Source organism: Pseudomonas sp. AA-38 (assembly GCF_029457475.1).
GTDB lineage: Bacteria > Pseudomonadota > Gammaproteobacteria > Pseudomonadales > Pseudomonadaceae > Aquipseudomonas.
Genome location: NZ_CP120359.1, coordinates 3,676,308 through 3,698,455, shown reverse-complemented (window position 1 = coordinate 3,698,455; position 22,148 = coordinate 3,676,308). Strand labels below are relative to the sequence as shown.

Here is a 22,148-nt window from a genome sequence, read left to right as displayed (position 1 = left end):
GATGAATGCGACCAACCAACAGGCCTTTGTCGAGATCGCCCAGCGCTTGGCCTCACTGCCGGCGGACAAGAAGCAGCTATTCCGCCAGCGCCTGGCCGAGAAGGGCATCGATAGCTGGCGCCTGCCCATAGTCCCGGCCGCTGGCGGGGAGGGTGAAACCGCGCCGCTGGCCCATGCGCAACTGCGCTTTCTCTCGGCCGAGGCCCTGAGCAGCCGTGCGCTGTACAACCTCTGCTCGGTGCTGCGCTTCGATGGCCGCCTGGATCTGGCCTGCCTGCAGCAGGCCATGCAGCAACTGGTGGAGCGCCACGCCATCCTGCGCACCCGCTACCTGGCCGATGCCGAGGGCCGTTTGCAGGCGCACTGCGAGCCCTGGACGGCGGGCCTGCCGGCGGTCGAGCTGCTGCCCCACGAGGCGCTTGCCGACCCGCAGCAATGGTGCGCCGACGAGTACGCCCGGCAACTGGCCGAGCCCTTCGACCTGAGCCGCGAGGTGCCCTGGCGCTGGCGTGTGTTCAGCGATGCCGAGCAGGGCTGCACCTGGCTGTTCTTCACCATCCACCACGTCGCCTACGACGCCTGGTCGGCCCAGCAACTGACCCGCGAACTGGCCGAGGGCTACCGTGCCCTGAGCCTGGGTGAGCCGCCCCAGTTGCCGCCGCTCGATATCCAGTACGCCGATTACGCGGCTTGGGAACACGAATGGCTGGCCAGCGATGCCTGCCGCCAGCAGCTCGACTACTGGCGCAGCCAGTTGGCCGATGCGCCCGGCCCGTTGCCACTGCCATACGACCACCCGCAGCCGCCGGCCAACCAGCGCCGTCACAGCGGCGCGGTGCGAGTGCGTGAGCTGCCGGCTGCGTTGTCGGCGCAGGTGGATGCGGCCATCCGCGAGCAGGGCGTGACCCTGTACATCTTCGGCCTGACCGCCTTCGCCTGCCTGCTGGCGCGCTACAGCGGCGAGCGCGACCTGTGCCTGGGCACCTCGGTGGCGCAACGTGATCGCCCCGAGCTGGCGCCACTGATCGGCCCGCTGCTCAATACCCTTGTGATTCGCCAGCGCCTGGAGGATGACCCGGACTTTCGCAGCGCCCTGCTGCGCACCCGCGACAGCGTGGCGGCGGCGTTCGACCAACAGACCCTGCCGTATGAAAAGATCCTCGAAGCCCTCGACCGGCCCCGTTCCAGCCCGTTGTTCCAGGCCATGTTCGTGCAGGTCGAATTGCCGGAAAGCCGCACCCTGAGCCTGCCGGGAGTCAGCGTCGAGGTACTCGACCCGCCGCAGCGCCATGCCCGTTTCGACCTTACCCTGCGCCTGGTACGCAGCGCCGACCAGCGCCTGCGCTGCGAGCTGGAATACAGCGACGAGTTGTTCGAGGCGGCCACCATCGAGCAACTGCTCGACGATCTGCAGGCCATCCTGCAGGACGCTTCAGTCAATCCCGGGCAGCGCCTGTCGGCACTGCGCCTGGCCTCGCCGCGTAGCGAACTGCAGGGCCCTGCGCTGGACGCCAGCCCCGAGCCGCTGGATCGCCAGGTGCAGCAGTGGGCCGCGTGCACGCCGCAGGCACCCGCCCTGTGCGATGCCCGGCAGTCGCTGGCCTATGGCGAGCTGGCCAATGCCGTGCAGGCACTGGCGCTGCGTCTGGCCGAGCAGGGCGTCGGCCCGGGCCAGGTAGTGGCCCTGTGCATGCCGCGCAGTGCCGAGCAGGTGCTGGCCATGCTGGCCTGCTGGCAATGTGGCGCTACCTGCCTGTTCCTCGACCCGGCGCAGCCTGTGCAACGCTTGCAGCAACTGCTGGAAAGCAGCGCGGCGAGCCTGCTGCTGACCCTGGCCGAGGCGCCGGCGCTGAACGGCGCGGTGGCGCGTATGCAATTGAACGCCGCCGATCTTGCCGCCCCCGCCACGCAGCAGCCTGTGCCCAGCCTTAGCCAACCCGAGCAGGCCGCGTACCTGATCTACACCTCGGGCTCCACCGGCCAGCCCAAGGGCGTGCTGGTCAGCCATGCCAACCTGGCGCACTACGCCGCCGCCGTCAGCCAGCGTTTGCAGGCCAGCGCCGGCAGTCGTTGGGCGACCCTGGCCACGGTGGCTGCCGACCTGGGCCTGACCTGCGTATTCGCCGCGCTGCACAGCGGTGATCCGCTGATCCTGCCGGAGGCCGCGCTGGCCTTCGATCCACCCGGCTGGGCCGATTTCCTGGCGCAACATCCCGTGGACTGCCTGAAGATCGCCCCTTCGCATTTGCGTGGCCTGCTGGCGCTGGACGATGCCCGGCGGGTACTGCCGCGTCGCTTGCTGATCCTCGGCGGTGAAGGCTTCGATGCGGCGCTGTTCGCCCGTATCCGCGAACTGGCGCCGGAACTGCGTGTGTTCAACCACTATGGCCCGTCGGAAACCACCGTCGGCGTAGTCTGTGGCGAGGCGACGGAAGCCGGGCAGGGCGTTTACCTGCCCCTGGGCCAGCCGCTGGCCGGTGCCGAGCTGCGTATTGTCGATGCGGCGGGCCAGCCGGTGCCGCGTGGCGTGGCGGGCGAGTTGCTGATCGGCGGCCCGCAGGTCGCGCTGGGCTATCTCGGCCAACCCGAAGCCACGGCCGCTGCCTTTATCGAGGACGCAGGGCGGCGCTTCTACCGCAGCGGTGATCGGGTACGCCTGGATCACCATGGGCGTCTGGCGTTCCTCGGGCGCCAGGACGATCAGGTGAAGATTCGCGGTTTCCGCGTCGAACCCGGTGAGGTCAGCACCTGGCTGAGCCGACAGTCGCTGGTGCGCGAAGCCGCCGTGCTGGCACGCGAGATCCAGGGCCGTATGCAACTGGTGGCCTATGTCGCGCCGCGCCTGAGCGCGGACGAACTGAGTGCCCTCCAGGCGCAGGCCCGGGCGCAACTGCCCGAACCGCTGCAGCCGGCGTACTGGTCGAGCCTGGATGCCTTGCCGTTGACCGCCAACGGCAAGCTGGACCGCCGCGCCTTGCCCGAGCCTGAAGCGAAGGTGATGGTAGAAGAGGGCGGGCAGGCGCCGCAGAGTGCCAGTGAGCAATTGCTGGCCCGCTTGTGGTGCCAGGTGCTGGGTTGCGCCTCGGTCACCCGCCAGGACGATTTCTTCGCCCTCGGCGGCGACTCGATTCTCAGCTTGCAACTGATTGGCCGGGCCGCGCGCGAAGGGCTGCGCCTGCAACCGCGCGATGTGCTTACTCAATCAACCTTAGCGGCCATGGCGGCGAGCGCCGATTGCCGCGCGCAACCGCGCCTGGCCAGCATCCTGGCGGCCTTCCGCGAACTGCTCGGCCAGCCGCAACTGGGGCTGGACGACGACTTCTTCGCCGCTGGCGGTGATTCGATCCTCAGCCTGCAACTGATCGCCCGGCTGCGCCAGGCCGACCTGCGCCTGATGCCGCGCCAGTTGCTGGAAAACCCCACGCCACGGCAACTGGCGGCCGCGCTGGAGCCAGCAGCTGAACCGGCAGCGGCGCCGCCAGCACAGGTCAGCACCGTGGCGCGCCTGTCCCATGCTCAGGAGCGGCTGTGGTTCATGCAGCAGCTCGAACCCGATGCCACCGCCTACAACGTCACCCAACTGCTGGCCTTGCACGGCGAGCTGGACGTGCCACGCCTGCGCAGCGCCTGCCTGAGCCTGATCGAACGTCACGAAGCCCTGCGTTGCCGCTTCTTCGAGGACAACGGGCAGGTGCGTCAGCGCCTGGACACGGCACCTGAGTCCAGCTTTGCCCTGCACGATCTGCGCGCCTCGCCGGCAGAAGTGCGCGAGGCGGCGATCGCCCAGGCCGCGCAGCGGGTCTTCGATCTGGGCCAAGGGCCGCTGGTGGCCATCGATCTGTTTCAGCTCGCCGAAGACGACTATCGCCTGCTGTTCAATGCCCACCATATCGCCGTGGACGGCTGGTCCATGGGGTTGCTGGTGCAGGATCTGGCCGCACTCTACGAGGGCCGTCAGTTAGCGCCCAGAACAGGCCTGCTGCAGGTGATCGAAGCGCAGCGCCAGACGCTGGAAGGAGATGCCGGCCAGGCACTGCTGAATTACTGGCAGCAGCGCCTGCAGGGCTTGAGCGATGAGCCGCTGACCCTCAGCGAAACTCAGCGCCCCGCATCGCAGGAATATGCCGGCGCCCGTGAGCAGTTCCCGTTGCCAGGCGAGCTGACCTCGGCACTGGCGGCCCGCGCCAGGCAGCTCGGGGTGACCCCCTTCGTGCTGTATTTCGCCGCGCAGCAACTGCTGCTGTGGAAACATTCCGGGCGCCGCGATTTCGCCATCGGCCTGCCGGTGTCCGGGCGCGAAGCGGTGGACAGCCAGGCGCTGGTCGGTCTGTTCGTCAACACCCTGGCCTACCGCGTGCAGCTCGACGAGCTGGAAAGCCTGGAGCATTTCCTGCAACGCCTTGGCCAGCGCCTGACGGATGACCGCGCCCACGAGCAACTGCCGTTCGAGCGCCTGCTCGACGTGCTTCAGGTGGAGCGCAGTCTCGACCGCACGCCCTTGTTCCAGGCCCTGTTCAACTACCAGGTCGATCACCTCGGCGAGCGCAATCTGCAACTGCCGGGCGTCAGGGTAGCGCCGCTGGCATTGCCGCAGGGTGCGATCAGCGCCAAGTTCGATCTCACCTTCAACCTGTTCAGCCAGGGCCGCGGCGAGGAGGCCAGCAGCCAACTGATCGTCGAATACGCCACCGCGCTGTTCGATCCGGCGCGCATCCAGTGCCTGGTGGACGACTACCTAGGCGTACTGGCCAGCCTGGCGCATCTCGATCTGCAGCAGCCGCTGCTGGCGCTGCCACTGCCCTCGGTGCAACGCCTGCGTAGCGCGGGTGAAGCTGCCGAGCTGGAGGTCGAGGCGGATTTCGTGACCCGCTTCGAGGTGCAGGCCGCCTTGCATCCCCAGCGCACCGCGGTGTTCTGCCGCGCCCGGCAACTGAGCTACGGACAGTTGCAGGCACAGGCCAACCAGCTTGCGCACTGGTTGCTGGCGCAGGGTGTAACGGCGGAATCGACGGTCGCCTTCTGCCTGCCGCGCGACGAACGTCTGCTGGTCTGCCTGCTGGGCATCCAGAAGACCGGGGCGCAGTACCTGCCGCTCGACCCCAGCCATCCGCCAGCGCGGCAGGCTTCCATCCTGCAGCGGGCACGGCCGCACCTGCTGCTGTGCGAGCGTCAGGATGAGCATTTCCCGGCCGAGCTGCGCTGTCAGCGCTGGCAGGATCTGGCCTTGTCGGCGCAGCCCACGCATGGGCCGGCGTTGCCGAGGCACCTGCAGCAACTGGCCTACACCCTCTATACCTCCGGCTCTACCGGGCAGCCCAAGGGCGTGCAGATCAGCCGGGGCAACTTCGCCAACTTCCTCCTGGCGATGGAGCGCGCCTTGCCGCTGGACGGCGTGCAGTGCTATCTGGCGTTGACCACCGTGACCTTCGATATCAGCGGCCTGGAGCTGTGCCTGCCGCTCGTGCGTGGCGGCAGCGTGGTGCTGGCCGATGACGAGCAACGCCAGGACCCGCTGCTGCTGGGGCAACTGATCCGTGAGCGTGAGGTGGAGCTGATCCAGGCCACCCCGGCGACCTGGGCCATGCTGCTGCAGGGCAACCGCCAGGTGCTGGCCGGGCGCATCGCCCTGGCCGGTGGCGAGGCCCTGGCGGCGGAAATGGCGGGCGAGCTGAAGCAACTCGTCGGCTGCCTGATCAACGTCTACGGGCCGACCGAGACCAGTGTCTGGTCGACCCAGGCGCCGGTAAATGAGCTGAGCCAGCCGGTGGTGCCCATTGGCCGGCCGCTGCTCAACACCCGTTGCCATGTGCTCGACGAACACCTCTGCGAAGTACCGCCGGGCCGTGTTGGCGAGTTGTATATCGCTGGTGAAGGACTGGCCCGTGGTTATGCCGGGCAGCCGGGATTGACCTCCGAGCGTTTTATCGCCGACCCGTTCGGCGGCGCTGGCGGGCGCCTGTACCGCACCGGCGATCTGGCGCGCTGGCAGGCTGATGGACAGTTGTACTACCTGGGCCGCAGCGACGATCAGATCAAGCTGCGCGGCTTCCGTATCGAGCTGGGCGAGATCGAGGCGGCTTTGCTCAGCCATCCAGGGGTCGCCCAAGCGGTAGTGGCGGTGCAGGGCGAGCACCTGGCCGCGTTCTGGGTCGTGCAGCCTGGTGCCGAGCCGAGCGCAGACGCGCTGCGTGAGCATCTGCAGGCACGCCTGCCGGTGTATATGCTGCCGACCCATCTGCAAGCGCTGGCCGCATTGCCGCTCAACAGCAACGGCAAGGTGGATCGCAAGCAATTGCCGCAGATGAGCGACGCGCCTCGCACGGCAAGTAGCGTGCAGCGGCCGATAAGCGCCAGCGAGGCGTTGCTGAGCGAGATCTGGGCGCAGGTGCTGCAGCTCGAGCAGGTGCCGCTCGACGGGCATTTCTTCCAGCTCGGCGGGCATTCGCTGATGGCCGCGCAGGTGCGTTCGCGGCTGCGCGAGCAGGGTTTCGAGGTGCCGCTGCGCTGGCTGTTCGAGACGCCCGTGCTGACGGAGCTGGCAGCACGCCTGGAGACCCAGGCCGCCGCCATCGACCCGGCCACATTGAGCATCGCGCGGGTCGATCAGCACATCGACCAGCCGCTGTCGCCTGCGCAGCAACGGGTCTGGCTGATGCAGCAACTGCAGCCGGACGACAGCAGCTTCAACATGAGTAGCAACGTGCGCCTGCGTGGCCAGCTCGATGTCGAGGCGTTGCAGCGAGCCTTGCAGCGCGTGGTACGGCGCCATGCGATCCTGCGCACTACCTACCATCAGCAGCAGGGCGAGGCGCGCCAGCGTATCCATGCGCAGTCGGCGCTGACGCTGCAGGTGGAGAGCAGCAGTGAAACCCGGTGGGCCCAGGCGGCTCATGAACTGGCCACGCGCCCGTTCGACCTGAGTGCCGAGGCGCCGCTGCGCGCGGTGCTCTATCGCCTGGGCGAGCAGGAGCATGTGCTGCAACTGGTGCTGCACCATATCGCCTCCGACGGCTGGTCCGGCTCGGTGCTGATCGCTGAACTGGTGGAAGGTTACGAGGCCTATAGCCAGGGCCAGGCACCCGTGGAGCACGAGCTGGCGATCCAGTACGTCGACTATGCCGCCTGGCAGGTTTCGCCGGCGCTGCGTGCCCGTCAGCGCCAGGGCCAGCAGTTCTGGCAACGTACCCTGGCCGGCATACCGAGCCAGGTGCCCTTGCCGTTCGACTTCCAGCGTGGCGAGCGCGATGGCAGCGGTGGTGCGGCATTGGACTTCCAGTTGTCGGCGGCGACGCTGGCGCGCCTGGAGGCCTTGCAGCGTGACAGCGGCCTGTCGCTGTTCATGCTGCTGCTGACTGTGTATGCCGCCGTGTTGCAGCGTGAAACCCAGGGCCGCGATCTGGTCATTGGCACCGACGTGGCCAACCGCGAACACCCGGCCACCGAGGCGCTGATCGGCTTCTTCGTCAACCTGCTGGCCTTGCGCATCCGCGTGCAACCGGAACTGAGCTTCCGTGAGCAGGCGGCCTTGGTGCGCGATGTCTGCCTGGATGCCTTCGCCTGGCAGGACACGCCGTTCGAGCAGGTGGTGGAATGCCTCGACCTGCCGCGCGTGGCCAACCAGCATCCGCTGCTGCAGACCCTCTTCGTGCTCGACAACACGCCGCGTCAGCCGCGCCGCCTCGGCAACCTCGAGGTGACGCCGCTGAGCGGCGAGCAACAACACTCCAAGTTCGACATGGCGCTGTTCGCCAGTGCCGACGGCGATGCCCTCAGCCTGCGCTGGGTGTACCGCACCAGCCTGTTCCGCCCGGCCACCATCGAGCGTTTGCGCGACAGCTTCCTGGCGCTGCTCGACGCAGCCCTCGGGGCGCCGGACAGCCCCATCGATGCCTTACCTCTGCCTTCCAAGGGAGCCGCTGCCATGTCCACCCCCACGGACAACCCGATGCAACGCAAGATGAGCAAGCTCGGCAAGCTGCGCCAGAACGGCCCGGCTGCCGCTGCCACACCGATCGAAACCCGGCCGCTGCGCGCCGGCTCCAACTTCCCCTTGCTGGTGCAACTGCGCGAGCGCGAGCTGGCGCCAGCGGTGTGGGCCGAAGCCAATCGTGAGCAGGTGGAAGGTTGGCTGCGCGAGCACGGCGGGATTCTTTTCCGCGGCTTCGATCTGCCCACCCCGGCGGACTTCGAGCAGTTCTGCCAGGCCTTGTGCCCGGAGCTGTACGGCCAGTACGGCGACCTGCCGAAGAAGGAGGGTGGCAAGAAGATCTACAAGTCCACGCCTTACCCGAAAGACCGCATGATCATGTTCCACAACGAGAGCGCCCACCAGCATCGCTGGCCGCGACGGCAGTGGTTCTATTGCGAGACGCCGGCTGCCAGCGGCGGGGCCACGCCCATCGTCGACAGCCGTGAGGTGTACCGCGAGCTGCCGGCATGGCTGCAGGACAAGCTGCGCCGCAAGCAGTTGATGTACGTGCGCAACTTCAGCGCCAGCCTGGACGTCAGCTGGCAGCACTTCTTCCAGACCGAGGAGCGTGCCGAGGCCGAGCGCATCTGCCGCGAGGGTGGCATCGAGTTCGAGTGGCGTGGCGCCAACGAGCTGCACACGCGCCAGGTCTGCCCGGCGGTGATCCTCCATCCGCTGACCGGCGATGCCAGCTTCTTCAACCAGATTCAGCTCTACCACCCGGCGTTTCTCGATGCCGATATCCGTGAGCAATTCCTCAAGGGCCGCGACAGCGTCATGCCCCGGCAGGTGTTCTACGGTGATGGCAGCGAGCTGGAAGAGGCGGCCATCGAGGCGATCAACGCCGCCTACGAGCGTTGCGCGGTGCGCTTCGACTGGCAGCGCGGCGATGTGGTGATGCTCGACAACATGCTCGCCGCCCATGCCCGCGACCCCTTCGAGGGCGAGCGACGCATCGTCGTCGCCATGGGCGACATCTACCGCCGCGATCAGGTGGCGGCGGCACCGGCTACGCCTGAGGAAAACGCTTTGGAGATGACACCATGATGGATCTTGGTCTGCCGCTTTCCCCGGCTCAGAAGCAACTGGCCGAGGCCAACCCGCAGGCGTATCGCTGGGTGCGCATGACGCTCGCCGGCGTTGCCCCGGAGCGGGTCGAACAACGTCTGCGTGAGCTGCTGAACAGCCATGAGGCGCTGCGCCTGCGCTACCAGCGCCCGCTCGGCGCCACTGGCCTGCGCCAGCGCGTGGCCGAGTCGGGCGAGTTGCGCCTGGACTGGCGCCAGGCCGCTGCCGACACCGATGCGCAGGCCTGGCAGCGCGAGGCCCAGACCCAGTGCCAGGCGCAGCAACCCGACCTGCTGGCCTGGTGGCGCGACGAACAGCTATGGCTGGCACTGCCAGCCTACTCGCTGGATCTGCGCAGCCTCGAGCAACTGCGCCGTGAGCTGCTGGGGCAGGGCGCGGCACTGCAGGGCGAGCCGATGCAGTACGGCGACTACGCCGAGTGGATCGCCGGCCTGCAACTGGACGAGGACGCCGAGCAGGGCGTGCAGTTCTGGCGCAACCTGGCCTTGCAGGAGGTGCCGGGGCTGCGTCTGATCGAACGCTACGGCATGGCCAGCGGTGCCCGTGGCTGCGTGCAGCAGGCGCTCGACCCTGCATTGCGTTCGGCCGTGCAAGCACTGGCCGAGGGCGAGGCGCTGGCCGTCGAGCCGCTCGCCCTGGCAGCCTGGGGTACCTTGCTCGGCCGCCTCAACGGTCAGCGTCATGCGCAACTGGGCCTGCAGCACGATCCGCGCGACGATTATGAAGAGCTGCAAGGTGCCTACGGGCTGTTCGAGCAGACCCTGCCCATGCAGGTGCATCTGTCCGAGCACGCCAGTTGGCTCAGCCTGGCGCGGCAACTGGCCCGGCAATTGGAAAACGCCGTGCTCTGGCAGGAATACCTCGGCCAGGCCGAGCTGCTGCCGGAGTGGCGCGCCAGCTATCAGGCCGGGCTGCGCGTGCAGCACCTGGCCGATGTGCAGGCGCTGCAGGCCTTGTCCTTCGATACGCCGCTGGAGCTGCAACTGCACTGGCTGCTGGATGAAGCCGGCCAGGGCCAGTTGGCGCTGGTGTACGACAGCGGGTTGTATCGCCGTGAGCAGATGCAACTGCTGCTGCGCCGCTATGTGCATTGGCTCGGCCAACTGCTGCAGGCGCCGCAAGCGCCGCTGGACAGCCTCAGTGCCTTGCTGGCGGAGGAGGCGCAGCCGGCGGCGACTGCCGGGGAACTGCCTGTGGACGTGGATATCGTCGAGCGCTTCCGAGCTCATGCGCGCAACCAGCCGCACAGCCCGGCGCTGCGCGATGGCCGGCAGGTGCTGTCTTACGCCGAGCTGGACGAGCTGAGCGAGCGGGTGGCCGGCAGCCTGCAGCAGGCCGGTGTCGGCCCTGACCAGGTGGTGGCGCTGCTGCTGCCGCGCGGCGCGCAGATGCTGGTGGCCATGCTCGCCTGCTTCAAGGCCGGCGCGGCCTATCTGCCGCTGGATCCGGCGCTGCCGCCGCTGCGCCTGGCCAGCATTCTCGACGATGCCAAACCTGCGCTCGTGCTGCATCTGGATGAGCAGGCGAACCCGAGTGAGGTGCCTGGCCTGGCCTGGTCGCAGGCCAGCAGCGCTGCACCACTGGCAGAACCCGTGGTCAGTGCGTCGCAGCACCTGGCCTATGTGCTCTACACCTCGGGTACCAGCGGCAAGCCCAAGGGTGTGCAGATCGAGCAGGGGCAGCTACGCCATTATGTGAGCCAGATCACCCATGCACTGGATCTGCCGGCCGGTGCGCACTACGGGCTGGTGTCCTCGCTGCTCGCCGATCTGGGCAATACCGTGCTGTACCCGGCCTGGTTGCAGGGCGGCTGCGTGCACCTGCTGAGCCAGGCCAGCGTTACCGATGCGCAGGCCTTCGCCGAGGAACTGCGCGAACATCCGCTGGATGTGTTGAAGATCGTGCCGTCGCACCTCGAGGCATTGATCGGCGAGCATCCGCTGGAGGGTGTGCTGCCGCGTCAGGTGCTGGTGCTTGGCGGCGAAGCGGTGGGCGAGAGCCTGCTGGCGCGTCTGGCACAGGCCGCGCCCGGTTGCCGTCTGTACAACCACTACGGGCCGAGCGAAACCACGGTGGGCGTGCTCTGGCGCGCCATCGACAGCGAGCTGGGGAGTAGCGGCACGGCACTGAATCAGGTGTTGGGCAACAACCGTATCTACCTGCTCGACGAACAGCAGCGCCCCGTACCTTCCGGGCAGGCGGGTGAGCTGTGCGTGGCCGGTGCCAGTGTCGGTCGTGGCTACCTGGGCAATGTCGGTAGCTCGGCATTCGGTCAAGACCCGCTATCCGGCGCGCGCCTGTATCGCACTGGCGACCTGGCGTTGCGCCAGGCCGATGGTGCTTTGCGTATCCTCGGGCGCAACGATCAGCAGGTGAAGATTCGCGGGTTCCGCCTGGAGCTGGCGGAAGTCGAACAGGCCTTGCGCGGCCTGCCGGGTGTGCAACAGGCGGCGGTGCTGCTCGATGGCGAACGCCTGCTGGCCTTCGTCGTGGAGGAAGAGGGGAAAAGCCGGGCAGCCAACCTGCTGCGCGACGACCTGGCCCGGCAACTACCGGACTATATGCTGCCCGCCGGCATCTTCGCCTTGAAAGCCCTGCCGCTGAACAGCAATGGCAAGCTGGATCGTCAGGCGCTGCTGGAGCGTGCCCGGCAGCGCATGCAGGGCGCGCGGGTGGCCCCGGTCGGCGAACTGGAGGGGGCGGTGCTGGAAATCTGGTGCCGCGTGCTGGGTGTCGAGGATCTCGGCGTGACCGACAACTTCTTCGCCATGGGTGGGCATTCCCTGGCGGCGATCAAGGTGGTGGCGCTGATTCGCGAGCAACTGGGGCTCAACCCGCCAACCAATCTTTTGTTCGAGCGGCAGACCGTGCGCGAACTGGTGCATAGCCTCGATCAGGGCGTGAGCAGCGAGGGCTGGCAGGTGCTGAGCGATGTGCCCGGAGATGCGCCGGCCTTGCTCCTGGTACATGGCGCGGATGGTCACCTGAAAGACTACCGACCGTTGCTGGCGCAACTGGGCGAAAACCAGGCCGTTTATGGCCTGGCGGCATTTGAAGAGGGTTGGCAAAGCAAGGATCTGGACGCGTTGCTGCAGCGCTATGTGCAGAGCATTCCCGAGTCGCTCAAGCAGCGGCCGCTGGTGGTGCTGGGCTGGTGCCTGGCTTCGCGCCTGGCGCTGCTGTTGATTGCGCACCTGCAGTCAGCCGGCTTCAGCATCGAGGCCTTGGCGGTGGTGGATCATGACCCCCAGCGCAGCCTTGCTGGCGACGGCGACGAGGGTGGCCAGTTGCTCGCCGACCTGGTGTTCCTCTGCGGCAGCCGTGCGCGGCCGCTTGGCGACAGGTTGCGTGAGCGTCTGGCCCGGCAACTGGTCGCTTGCGATTATGCCGAGGGGGTGACCCGCCTGCTGGCCGACGCCGAAGTGCTCGAGCATCTGCAATGGGAGGGCGCTGAGGCCGAGTTGCAGGCCGCGATGGTGCGCTACCGGACGATCAAGACGCGCCTGTACGAACAGGCCTTACCGGTGGTCGACGTGCCCATCTGGTTGTGGCGCAGCAATGCCCACCGTGATCTGCGTACACCCTGGCAGGCACATACGCGCAAGGCGCTGCATGAACTGAGCCTGGATGTCGGTCATCATGCGATCCTTGCCGAGCCGCGCCTGAGTGCGGATCTGTTGTCCTTGCTGGCGCCGAGCATTGCGCCGCAACACCAAGCCGAGAAGGTGTCGAGCTGATGATGTTATTGAAGGAACTGCTGATTGACGCGCGCTGGCGCATTTTCCTGGCGGTGCTGTGCAGTGCCTTGAGTGCGGCCTGCAGCATCGGCCTGATCGGCTATATCAACCGCAGCCTGGAGCAGGGGCTGGATGACCTGAGCCAGGCGCTGGCGCTGTTCGCCGGTCTGCTGTTGCTGCTGTTCGTCAGCGGCACCCTGGCCCAGTGGCTGCTGGTGCAGATCGGCCATCGCCTGGTCTATCAGTTGCGCCTGCGCCTGGTGGGCAAGGTGCTGGGCACAGCACTGGAGCGCATCGAGCGGCTGGGCAGCCCGCGCATCTACAACGCTCTGACCAAGGACGTGACCACCGTGGCCACGGCCTTCAAGCAACTGCCGATCTCCCTGTACAACGGCCTGCTGCTGCTGGCTGGCCTGGCCTACATGGCCTGGCTGAGCCTGCCGTTCTTCGCCCTGACCCTGGCGGTGATCGCCTTCGGCGTGGTGCTCGACGTGCTCCTCGGGCGCAAGGTCAAGCGCCTGATGCAGCAGGTGCGGCAGCAGGATGACCAGTTGACCGAACAGTTCGAGGCGACCATCAACGGTCGCTGCGAACTGGCCTTGAGCCGCGAGCGTCGGCAACTGCTCTACAACCAGCGCCTGGAGCCGATCGCGCAGGCCTCGCTGCAGGCCTCGGTACGCGCCGATACCCTGTGGGCGATCAACCTGAACTGGACCTCGCTGCTGGTGTTCCTGCTGATCGGCACGCTGTTCTTCCTCGGCCAGGGCCTCGGGATGCTGAGCCAGCAGGTGGTGGTGGGCTACGTGCTGGCGATCATGTTCCTGCGCACGCCGATCTCGATGATCCTCGATGCCGTGCCGGCGGTGATCCGCGGCCATGTCGCCTTGCAGGCCATCGATGACCTGGCCCTGGGCGAGACGGTGCAATTCACCCTGCCGGCCAAGGCCGCCGAGCCTTTCCGTGAGTTGCGCCTGAGCAAGGTGCAATACCGCTACCCCGGGCAGAGCGACGAGTTCGCCTTCCAGCTGGGTCCCATCGATCTGCATGTTCGCCGTGGCGAGCTGATCTTCATCGTTGGCGGCAATGGCAGCGGCAAGTCGACCCTGGCCAAGTTGCTGACCGGGCTCTACCAGCCCAGCGAAGGGACGGTCACGCTCAATGGCGTGACGCTGGAGGCCGCGCACAGCGAGTGGCACCGTGAGCATTTCGCAGCGATCTTCGCCGACTTCTATCTGTTCGCCGATGTGCTGGGGGAGAACGGCCAGCTCGATGGGCTGGAGGAGCGGGTCGAGCACTACCTGCAACGCCTGGGGCTGGCGCACAAGGTGCAGTTCGTGGAGGGGCGCCTGTCCACCACGGCGCTGTCCCAGGGGCAGCGCAAGCGCCTGGCCCTGCTGTTGTTGATGATGGAAGGGCGCGAAGTGCTGCTGCTCGACGAATGGGCGGCGGACCAGGATCCGGTGTTCCGTCACGTCTTCTACCACGAGCTGCTGCCCGAGTTGCAGGCTGCGGGCAAGACGGTCATCGCCATCAGTCACGATGACCGCTACTTCGACGTGGCCGATCGCATCTATCGCCTCGATTACGGCCAGTTGGTGGATTACGACCGCAGCAGCGAGAGCCCTTTCCAGTTGGTCAGGTAGTGGGTTACTCGGGCGTCTTGTCGCGATCGAGCGGGCAACTGCTGCAATAGTCGACGCCGGGCAGGCGGTAGCGAATGCAGCAGATGCGCCGTAGCCGCTGCGGTTCGCTGGTGCCGACGTCCTTGTAGTACACCGGGGCGAACAACGGGTTGCGTCGGCCATCGGGGCGCAGGCGGCTTTCCAGCACGGCTCTGGCCGGGGCGGAGCAATCGGGCGTTGCCAGTGGATGCAGTTCGATTTGCGTCGTGGCGGATTCAAAGAGGTTGCCGGCGTTGCTCCAGAACAGTCGTGGCGAGGCTTTCGAGACCCTGGCCATCACCTCGATCACCGGTTCCAGATGCCCTTGTATCAAGGCACTGAAGCGCTCGAAGGGCGGGCAGGGCGACAGACTGCTGCCGTCATGGGGCAGTCGCAGGCCAAGCGGTTTGCCTTCTGCCGAAAGGGCGACGCCGACATCACTCAGGGCGATAGGCAGTTCGCGCTGCAAGAGCAAGCTGGCCGCCACGGTGGGAGCCAGGAAGCAGAAATACCATTTCGACCAGATGGAGGTCAGTGCCAGCAGATCGTTGGTGCCATGGCGGGCTGCCAGGTCACCAATGAACGCGGCGAAATAGTCCGGCTGAAACAGTTGCGAGCCGGCAACTGCCTGCTGTTGATCACTGGCCAGTTGCAGGTTTTCCCCATAGGCCGCCAGCGGGCCGCTGAACAGCGGGGCAAGACTGGCGATCATCAGAGGCGCTCGTTGCCGCCGCAAGGCAGCGTTGGAGGTGGGTCGAGAGGGGAAAGGGTTATCTGAGCCATGCTTGATATTTGCTGGTGAGACTCGTTATCACTTGAGGTGGCGGCAGTATAAACACACCTCATCCTGCAAGCGAACCGGACAGTGGTGTCGGGGTGAGAGGAAGGTTAAATTTGGTTAATGATAATTGTTATTAACTGTATTATTCTGCCAACGCTCGTGTACAAGGCTCAAGCGGGCCCACGGGCATTCGCATCGTCAGTGAAAAACGGAGTGGAAAATGAGTCTGGACAGTCCTGAAACGCGATTTTTGGTTGTGGTCAACGATGAGGAGCAGTACTCCATCTGGCCCGACTACAAGGAGATACCGCAAGGCTGGCGCGCGGCCGGTAAACAGGGCAGCAAGGAGGAGTGCCTGGCCTATATCGAGTCGGTCTGGACCGACATGCGGCCTTTGAGCCTGCGTAAAGCCATGCAGGGGCAGGGGCGCGGCTGATGCAGCGTGCATCCAGCCCCTGGTTTTCCCTGTTGCCGAGCGGCAGCCATGCACCCGCGCTGCGCTTGTACTGCTTCCCCTATGCCGGGGCAGGGCATACGGTTTTCCAGCATTGGCGCGCTGGGTTGCCGGGTGATATCGAGCTGGCTCTGGTCAAGTTGCCGGGGCGCGGGGCGCGCTTCGGCGAGCCTCGCGCGGCTGCGCTGGCCGAGTTGGCTGAAGCCCTGGCCGTGGCCATCACCCAGGCCAGTACCGACGGCATTCCCTTCGCTTTCTTCGGCCACAGCATGGGCGCGTTGCTGGCTTTCGAGACGGCGCGCCGGCTGGCTCGGCAGGGGCTGTCGCCGACCCTGTTGCTGGCCTCGGCCCGCACCGCGCCGGTCGCCCATGGCTGGCGCGAGCGGGTGGCGGATCTGCCGCCTGCACAGTTTCTCGAGGTCATCCGTGACATGAACGGGATGCCTCGGGAGTTGCTGGACAACCCTGAGTGGGTCGAGCTGTTCCTGCCGATCATCCGTGATGATTTCGCGCTGTGCGAAGACTACCGTTACAGCGCTGCGCCACCTTTGTCGTGTCCCATCCATGTGTTGGCTGGGCAGACGGACGCCAGTGTACCCCTGTCACTGCTCGATGGATGGGCTCAGGAAAGCCAGGTCGACTGCCGGACATGGCTGTTTCCCGGCGGTCATTTCTATCTGTTCGAGCAGGAGGCTGAGTTGCTCGCGCTCATGCAGCGCCTGTTACTAGGCGAGTCGCTCAAACGGGCGGTTGGCTGAGCCCAGGGCTATCGCATTCCTACCTCAAACTTTCTGTTGAGATCGCCGGCTGCTGCCGACCCGTATACTTTGCACGTTCGTGCTGCATGTCTCACTTGTGTCATTTGATTAATATAATGATAGTAATTATCATTTGTAAATTGACGCTGGCCATGGACTTTGCACGGGGCGCTGTCTGACATCCGATAGCAGCAACTTGGAATCGCCTGAGTTGACTGATCGTTCGTTGCACTACGCTCGATCCGGCGGCGTCGTCAGATAACGCGCTATCCGCGCGACACGAGGATGCACTCATGAATGCGATCACCCCGATTTCCACCACCGTAGTCGATCTACAGAGCCGGCACAGCGGGCTCCGTCAACGCTACTGTCTGGACAGCACGCCGGCGCTGCAGCGGCAAATGCAGCGCGAATCGAATGCGCGCAGCTACCCGCGGCGCATACCGCTGGAGCTCAAGCGGGCGCAGGGGGTGTACGTCGAGGACTCGCGCGGGCAGGTGTACATCGATTGCCTGGCTGGCGCCGGCACCCTGGCGCTGGGGCACAATCATCCGGTGGTGGTCGAGGCCATTCAGCGAACCCTGGCATCGGGCATCCCGCTGCACACTCTGGATCTGAGCACGTCGGTCAAGGATGCCTTCGTGCAGACCCTGTTCGAGCTGCTGCCGGGGGACTTCGCCAAGGACGCGCGCATCCAGTTCTGCGGCCCGACCGGGGCGGATGCAGTGGAGGCGGCGCTCAAGCTGTCGCGTACGGCCACCGGGCGGCAAAGCGCTCTGGCTTTCCATGGCGCCTACCATGGCATGACCCTTGGCACCTTGTCGCTGAGTGGCAACCTCGGGCCGAAGAATGCCCTTGGCGGGCTTCTGGCGGGCGTGCAGTTCCTGCCGTATCCCTATGACTATCGTTGCCCGTTTGGGCTATCCGGCGAGCAATCGATCGATGCCAACCTGCATTACATCCGCCACATGCTGAGCGACCCGGAAAGCGGAGTGACCCAGCCGGCGGCCATGATCCTGGAAACGGTGCAGGGCGAGGGCGGCGTGATTCCCGCGCCCGATCGCTGGCTGCAGGGGCTGCGGGCGATCACCCGTGAGCACGGCATTCCACTGATTCTTGACGAGATTCAATGCGGCATCGGCCGTACGGGCGATCTGTTCGCCTTCGAGCGCAGTGCGATCACACCCGATGTCATGACGCTGTCGAAGGCCATCGGCGGTGGTCTGCCGCTCTCGGTGGTGGTCTATCGGGGCGAGCTGGATCAATGGCAGCCTGGCGCCCATGCCGGCACCTTCCGTGGCAACCAACTGGCCATGGCCGCTGGTGATGCCACCTTGCGTTTCATTCAGCGTGAAGGCATCACTGGCCATGTACGCAGTGTCGGCGCACGCCTGCAGGGGCTGCTACAGGGGCTACAGGCCGAGTTCGACTGGGTCGGCGACGTGCGCGGGCGTGGCCTGATGCTGGGCATGGAGATCATCGATCCTGCCAGCCAGGATGCCCTGGGCCGGCCGGCCGCCGATGGCGACAGGGCGCGCAAGCTGCAGCGGGCCTGCCTGGAGCGTGGCCTGATCGTCGAGCTGGGTGGGCGACATGGCGCGACCGTCAGATTCCTGCCGCCGCTGATCATCAGTGAGGCCGAGATTGAGCTCGTCGGGCAGATTCTCTACCAGGCTGCCCAGTCCGTTCAGGGATTCGCTTTCGCCGCGCAGCAATGACCTGAGCCCGATAGCGGCAGGGGCAAGCCCCTTTTCATGGAAGGCTTGTGCGGTAGCGTACAAGCCTTCTGTCGTTTCAGCCCTGGCGGCGTTCTTCTGCCAGGCAGGCTGCCGCAGTGAACAGTACGTCGGTGGAGGAGTTCAGCGCGGTTTCCGCCGAATCCTGGACGATGCCGATGATGAAGCCGATGGCCACCACCTGCATGGCCACGTCGTTGGGGATGCCGAACAGGCTGCAGGCCAGCGGAATCAGCAGCAACGAGCCGCCGGCTACGCCTGAGGCGCCACAGGCGCTGATCGAGGCCAGGACGCTGAGCAGCAGGGCGGTGGGCAGGTCGACCGCGATGTTCAGGGTGTGCACGGCCGCCAGTGTCAGCACGCTGATGGTGATGGCGGCACCGGCCATGTTGATGGTGGCACCGAGCGGGATGGACACCGAGTAGGTTTCCTCGTGCAGGCCCAGGCGCTGGCACAGTTGCAGGTTGACCGGGATGTTGGCCGCCGAGCTGCGGGTGAAGAAGGCGGTCAGGCCGCTTTCGCGCAGGCAGGTGAAAACCAGCGGGTAGGGATTGCGGCGAATCTTCCAGTACACCAGCAGCGGGTTGACCACCAGTGCCACCAGCAGCATGCAGCCAACCAGTACCAGCAGCAGGTGCAGGTAGCCGAGCAGGGCATCCAGGCCGGAAGTGGCCAGCGTGGAGGCCACCAGGCCGAAGATGCCCAGCGGGGCGAAGCGAATGACCAGTTTGACGATTGCGGTCACACCATGGGACAGGTCACCGAGCAGTTGCTTGCTGCTGGCGTTGGCGTGGCGGAAAGCGAAGCCCAGGCCGATGGCCCAGGCCAGTATGCCGATGAAGTTGCCTTTGAGCAGGGCGTTGACCGGGTTGTCGACGATGTTCAGCAGTAGCGTCTTGAGCACCTCGCCGATGCCGCCGGGTGGGGTCAGTTCAGCCGCCGAGCCGCTCAGTACCAGGGTGGAGGGCAGAGCAAAGCTGGCGGCGACCGCGACCAGTGCGGCGCTGAAAGTGCCGATCAGGTACAGCAGCAGGATCGGGCGGATATGGGTCTGCTGGCCTTGCTGGTGATTGGCGATGGAGGCCATGACCAGAATGAACACCAGAACCGGGGCGACAGCCTTGAGCGCCGAAACGAATACGTCACCGATGAAACCTACGGCCAGCGCGGCCTGTGGGGCGACCAGGGCCAGGCCGATGCCGATGAGCAGGCCGGTGAGGATTTGCACCACCAGACTGGTGCGATTGAGCAGTTGCAGGAACGGGGTGACGGCTTGTGGCATGACGCAGGTCTCTATCTTGTTGGCCGCGCGTGATTCGCTGGCCTTTTCAGAGGCTTTCCGGCTAGGGTCTGTTGACGTTTCGGCGCGGCCGCGAGCGAAACGTCAACAGACCCTAGGGGCGGAAAAACAAGCGCGCGACTCTAGCACAGTCTTGGCAGGCAGTTGCCTTGCCCCAGGGCGCTGGGCGAACGGGTGCAACACTCTGTCGCATCCACGGAAACCTGACGGCCCAAGGCTGCGCCGGCTGGGCTTGTGTCGCGAGCAGTGCATGCCTTCACCGCATCCGCCACAGACGTGCCCTGGCGATTGGCGCTACCCTATGACCATGCGTGGCCGCGTTAGCGGCGCTGTCGGTTGCGAACTGTTCGAGCCCGAGCCCGTCGAAGCTCAGAATCGCTGCATACGCCAGTCAAGGGCCTTCCCTTATCGCCGTTTCACGACATTCCGCTGTACTGGGCGTGAGCCGTTGGCCACGTTACGCAAAAGGAGCTCTACCCACTGTGCGCCTGATCTGGAAATCCTTCCGCTCACTGTATTTCGCCACCTTGCTGATGCTGCTCGGCTCCGGCCTGCTCAGTACCTACCTGGCCCTGCGTCTGGCCGATAGCGTAGATGGTCTGTGGGTGGGCGCCTTGATGGCGGCCAACTATTTCGGCCTGGTGCTCGGCGGCAAGCTGGGGCATCGGCTGATTGCCCGGGTCGGTCATATTCGTGCCTACGTCGCCTGTGCCGGGGTGGTTACTGCAGCGGTACTCGGTCATGGTCTGGTGGAGTGGCTGCCGTTCTGGCTGCTGCTGCGCATGCTGGTCGGCCTGGGCATGATGTGCCAGTACATGGTGATCGAGAGCTGGCTCAACGAGCAGGCCGAAGCCAAGCAGCGCGGCCTGGTGTTCAGCGGCTACATGGCGGCTTCCTACCTGGGCCTGATCCTGGGGCAACTGGCGCTGGTGGTGCACCCGACCCTGGGTCTGGAGCTGCTGATGCTGGTGGCCCTGTGTTTCGCCCTGTGCCTGGTACCGGTGGCGTTGACTCGGCGCCTGCATCCTGCGCCCTTGTACCCGGCGCCGCTGGAGCTGCGCTTTTTCCTCAAGCGAGTACCCCTTTCGCTGACCACCGTGGTGGTGGCCGGGTTGTTGATCGGCTCCTTCTATGGCCTGGCGCCGCTGTATGCCACGCGCATGGGGCTGGCCACCGAGCAGGTGGGCCTGTTCATGGGCAGTTGCATCCTGGCGGGGCTGTTGGTGCAGTGGCCCTTGGGCTGGCTGTCCGACCGCCGAGACCGGGTGCGCCTGATTCGTGGTTGCGCCGTGCTGCTGCTGCTCGCCGCTGCGCCACTTGCTGCGTTGCCACAGGTGTTTCTCGGGCTGCTGATCGGCATTGGTTTTCTCGTCAGCCTGATGCAGTTCAGCCTCTATCCCCTGGCGGTGGCCTTGGCCAACGACCATGTGGAGCCGGAACGTCGGGTATCGCTGACGGCCATGCTGCTGGTCACCTTCGGTGTGGGCGCGTGCATCGGGCCGTTGCTGACGGGGCTGCTGATGCGCTTCTTCGGCGCCAACATGCTGTATGCCTTCGTCTGTTTCTGCGCGCTGATCCTGATCTGGCGGATTCGCCCTGAGGTGGTCACCCATCTGCACCAGGTCGATGATGCACCGCTGCAACACATGGCCATGCCGGGCAACGTGGCCAGTTCCCCGCTGGTCGCCGCGCTGGATCCACGGGTCGATGAGCAGACCGTGCAGGAGCAGATGCAGGAACCAGCGGTGGCGGTGGCTGCCGAGGCTGCAGAGAATGAGGATCGCGAGCGCAGCGCTGGCGCTGCAGGCTGAGGGCCTGTCCCTCAGTCGCTTTCGGTGCGTCGGGCCTCGCGCTGCAACTGGTAGACGAAGCGCTCCACCTGGCGCTGCTCCAGCCCATTGATGTGGTAGAAGCGGGTGCCGACGAAGGTGGTGTCGATCTTCGCCTGGTAGTCCACGTGGCGCAGCTCGACGGCGGTGGTCACGGTGCCGAACGGCAGATATGCGGTCAGGTTCTCGTGTACCTGGCCGTTCTGCAATTGCTGGCTCAGGTCGCCGGCGAAGCGCAGTTTGCAGCCGGTCGCGGAGATGTCGAGCAACTGTCCTTGCAGGGGTTCGCGCAACTTGTCGCCAGCGAGTACCACCTTGATCAGGTCGGTCTGCTTCAACGAGGCGCGGAAGGCGCCGCGGCGCTGGTGATAGATCACCTCGGTGGGCAAGGGCGCCCAGTAGCAGGGGGCTCCTTCGTGCTGGCCAACTTGCACGCTGTGCTCGCATTTCCAGGCTACGCGCACGCCATCGCGGAAGGCTTCCACGGAGAAGCTTTCGCCTTGCTTGAAAAATCGCTCACCATCGGTGGGGATGATTTCATCTAGGGCGATACGCGCGCGCTGCTGGTCGATCTCCACCACGTAGCTCTGAAAACGCTGGCTACGCTCATGGAATTGAATGATCAGAGGGTCATGGTTCTGCAGGAGCTGGCGCAGCGTGGCGATGATTTCCACCTGGGCCTTGAGCAGCTTGGGTGGTTGCGGGCCACTTTCCTCTTGGAATGCGCTGGACACAGTTTGAAGCTCTCCAAATCTTCGGCCGCTATAGGTGCTAGCGTGCCGGGGCACTGGCAGGCCGGCGTGGGCTGCATGTCCCTGTGCTGTTATTGTGCTG

The 22,148-nt window shown here is 65.9% G+C and carries 10 protein-coding genes; 7 read left to right on the top strand and 3 right to left on the bottom strand.

The window, feature by feature from the left end; translation table 11 throughout:
- Position 1: 1 nt before the first annotated feature.
- The 3 genes from PVE35_RS17025 to PVE35_RS17015 are packed head-to-tail and all read left to right on the top strand — an operon-like array spanning position 2 to position 14,438.
- Entirely contained in the window at positions 2-9,016 is a 9,015-nt protein-coding gene (locus PVE35_RS17025) for a non-ribosomal peptide synthetase (RefSeq protein WP_277372453.1), read from the top strand.
- Complete coding sequence (locus PVE35_RS17020; protein ID WP_277372452.1) at positions 9,013-12,795, top strand: amino acid adenylation domain-containing protein; 3,783 nt, start codon at positions 9,013-9,015, stop codon at positions 12,793-12,795. Before PVE35_RS17025 ends, PVE35_RS17020 begins: the two co-directional genes overlap by 4 nt.
- Entirely contained in the window at positions 12,795-14,438 is a 1,644-nt protein-coding gene (locus PVE35_RS17015; protein ID WP_277372451.1) for a cyclic peptide export ABC transporter, read from the top strand. The genes PVE35_RS17020 and PVE35_RS17015 overlap by 1 nt, the downstream gene beginning before the upstream one ends.
- A 4-nt stretch (positions 14,439-14,442) precedes the next feature.
- Here PVE35_RS17015 and fhuF read toward each other — a convergent pair whose 3' ends face one another.
- Positions 14,443-15,168 (bottom strand): siderophore-iron reductase FhuF, encoded by a 726-nt coding sequence (gene fhuF, locus PVE35_RS17010; RefSeq protein ID WP_277372450.1) that lies wholly within the window; start codon positions 15,166-15,168, stop codon positions 14,443-14,445.
- Positions 15,169-15,457: 289 nt separating this feature from the next.
- Here fhuF and PVE35_RS17005 point away from each other — a divergent pair, with 289 nt between their 5' ends.
- The 3 genes from PVE35_RS17005 to PVE35_RS16995 all read left to right on the top strand — a co-directional run bounded on the left by PVE35_RS17005 (position 15,458) and on the right by PVE35_RS16995 (position 18,167).
- Positions 15,458-15,673 (top strand): MbtH family protein, encoded by a 216-nt coding sequence (locus PVE35_RS17005; protein ID WP_268178304.1) that lies wholly within the window; start codon positions 15,458-15,460, stop codon positions 15,671-15,673.
- Entirely contained in the window at positions 15,673-16,449 is a 777-nt protein-coding gene (locus PVE35_RS17000) for an alpha/beta fold hydrolase (RefSeq protein WP_268178303.1), read from the top strand. The genes PVE35_RS17005 and PVE35_RS17000 overlap by 1 nt, the downstream gene beginning before the upstream one ends.
- Before the next feature lie 293 nt (positions 16,450-16,742).
- On the top strand, positions 16,743-18,167 hold the full coding sequence (locus PVE35_RS16995; protein ID WP_268178302.1) for a diaminobutyrate--2-oxoglutarate transaminase: 1,425 nt from the start codon (positions 16,743-16,745) through the stop codon (positions 18,165-18,167).
- A gap of 76 nt (positions 18,168-18,243) precedes the next feature.
- Here the strand turns inward: PVE35_RS16995 and sstT are convergent, their stop codons facing one another.
- Positions 18,244-19,467 (bottom strand): serine/threonine transporter SstT, encoded by a 1,224-nt coding sequence (sstT, locus tag PVE35_RS16990; RefSeq protein ID WP_277372449.1) that lies wholly within the window; start codon positions 19,465-19,467, stop codon positions 18,244-18,246.
- Positions 19,468-19,967: 500 nt separating this feature from the next.
- Between sstT and PVE35_RS16985 the strand changes: the two genes are divergently transcribed.
- A complete protein-coding gene (locus PVE35_RS16985) occupies positions 19,968-21,296 on the top strand; it encodes an MFS transporter (protein ID WP_268178300.1) in 1,329 nt (442 codons plus the stop codon).
- A gap of 11 nt (positions 21,297-21,307) precedes the next feature.
- Here PVE35_RS16985 and PVE35_RS16980 read toward each other — a convergent pair whose 3' ends face one another.
- Positions 21,308-22,048: a flagellar brake protein gene (locus PVE35_RS16980; protein WP_268178299.1), complete on the bottom strand. Its 741-nt coding sequence runs from the start codon at positions 22,046-22,048 to the stop codon at positions 21,308-21,310.
- Positions 22,049-22,148: the final 100 nt, after the last annotated feature.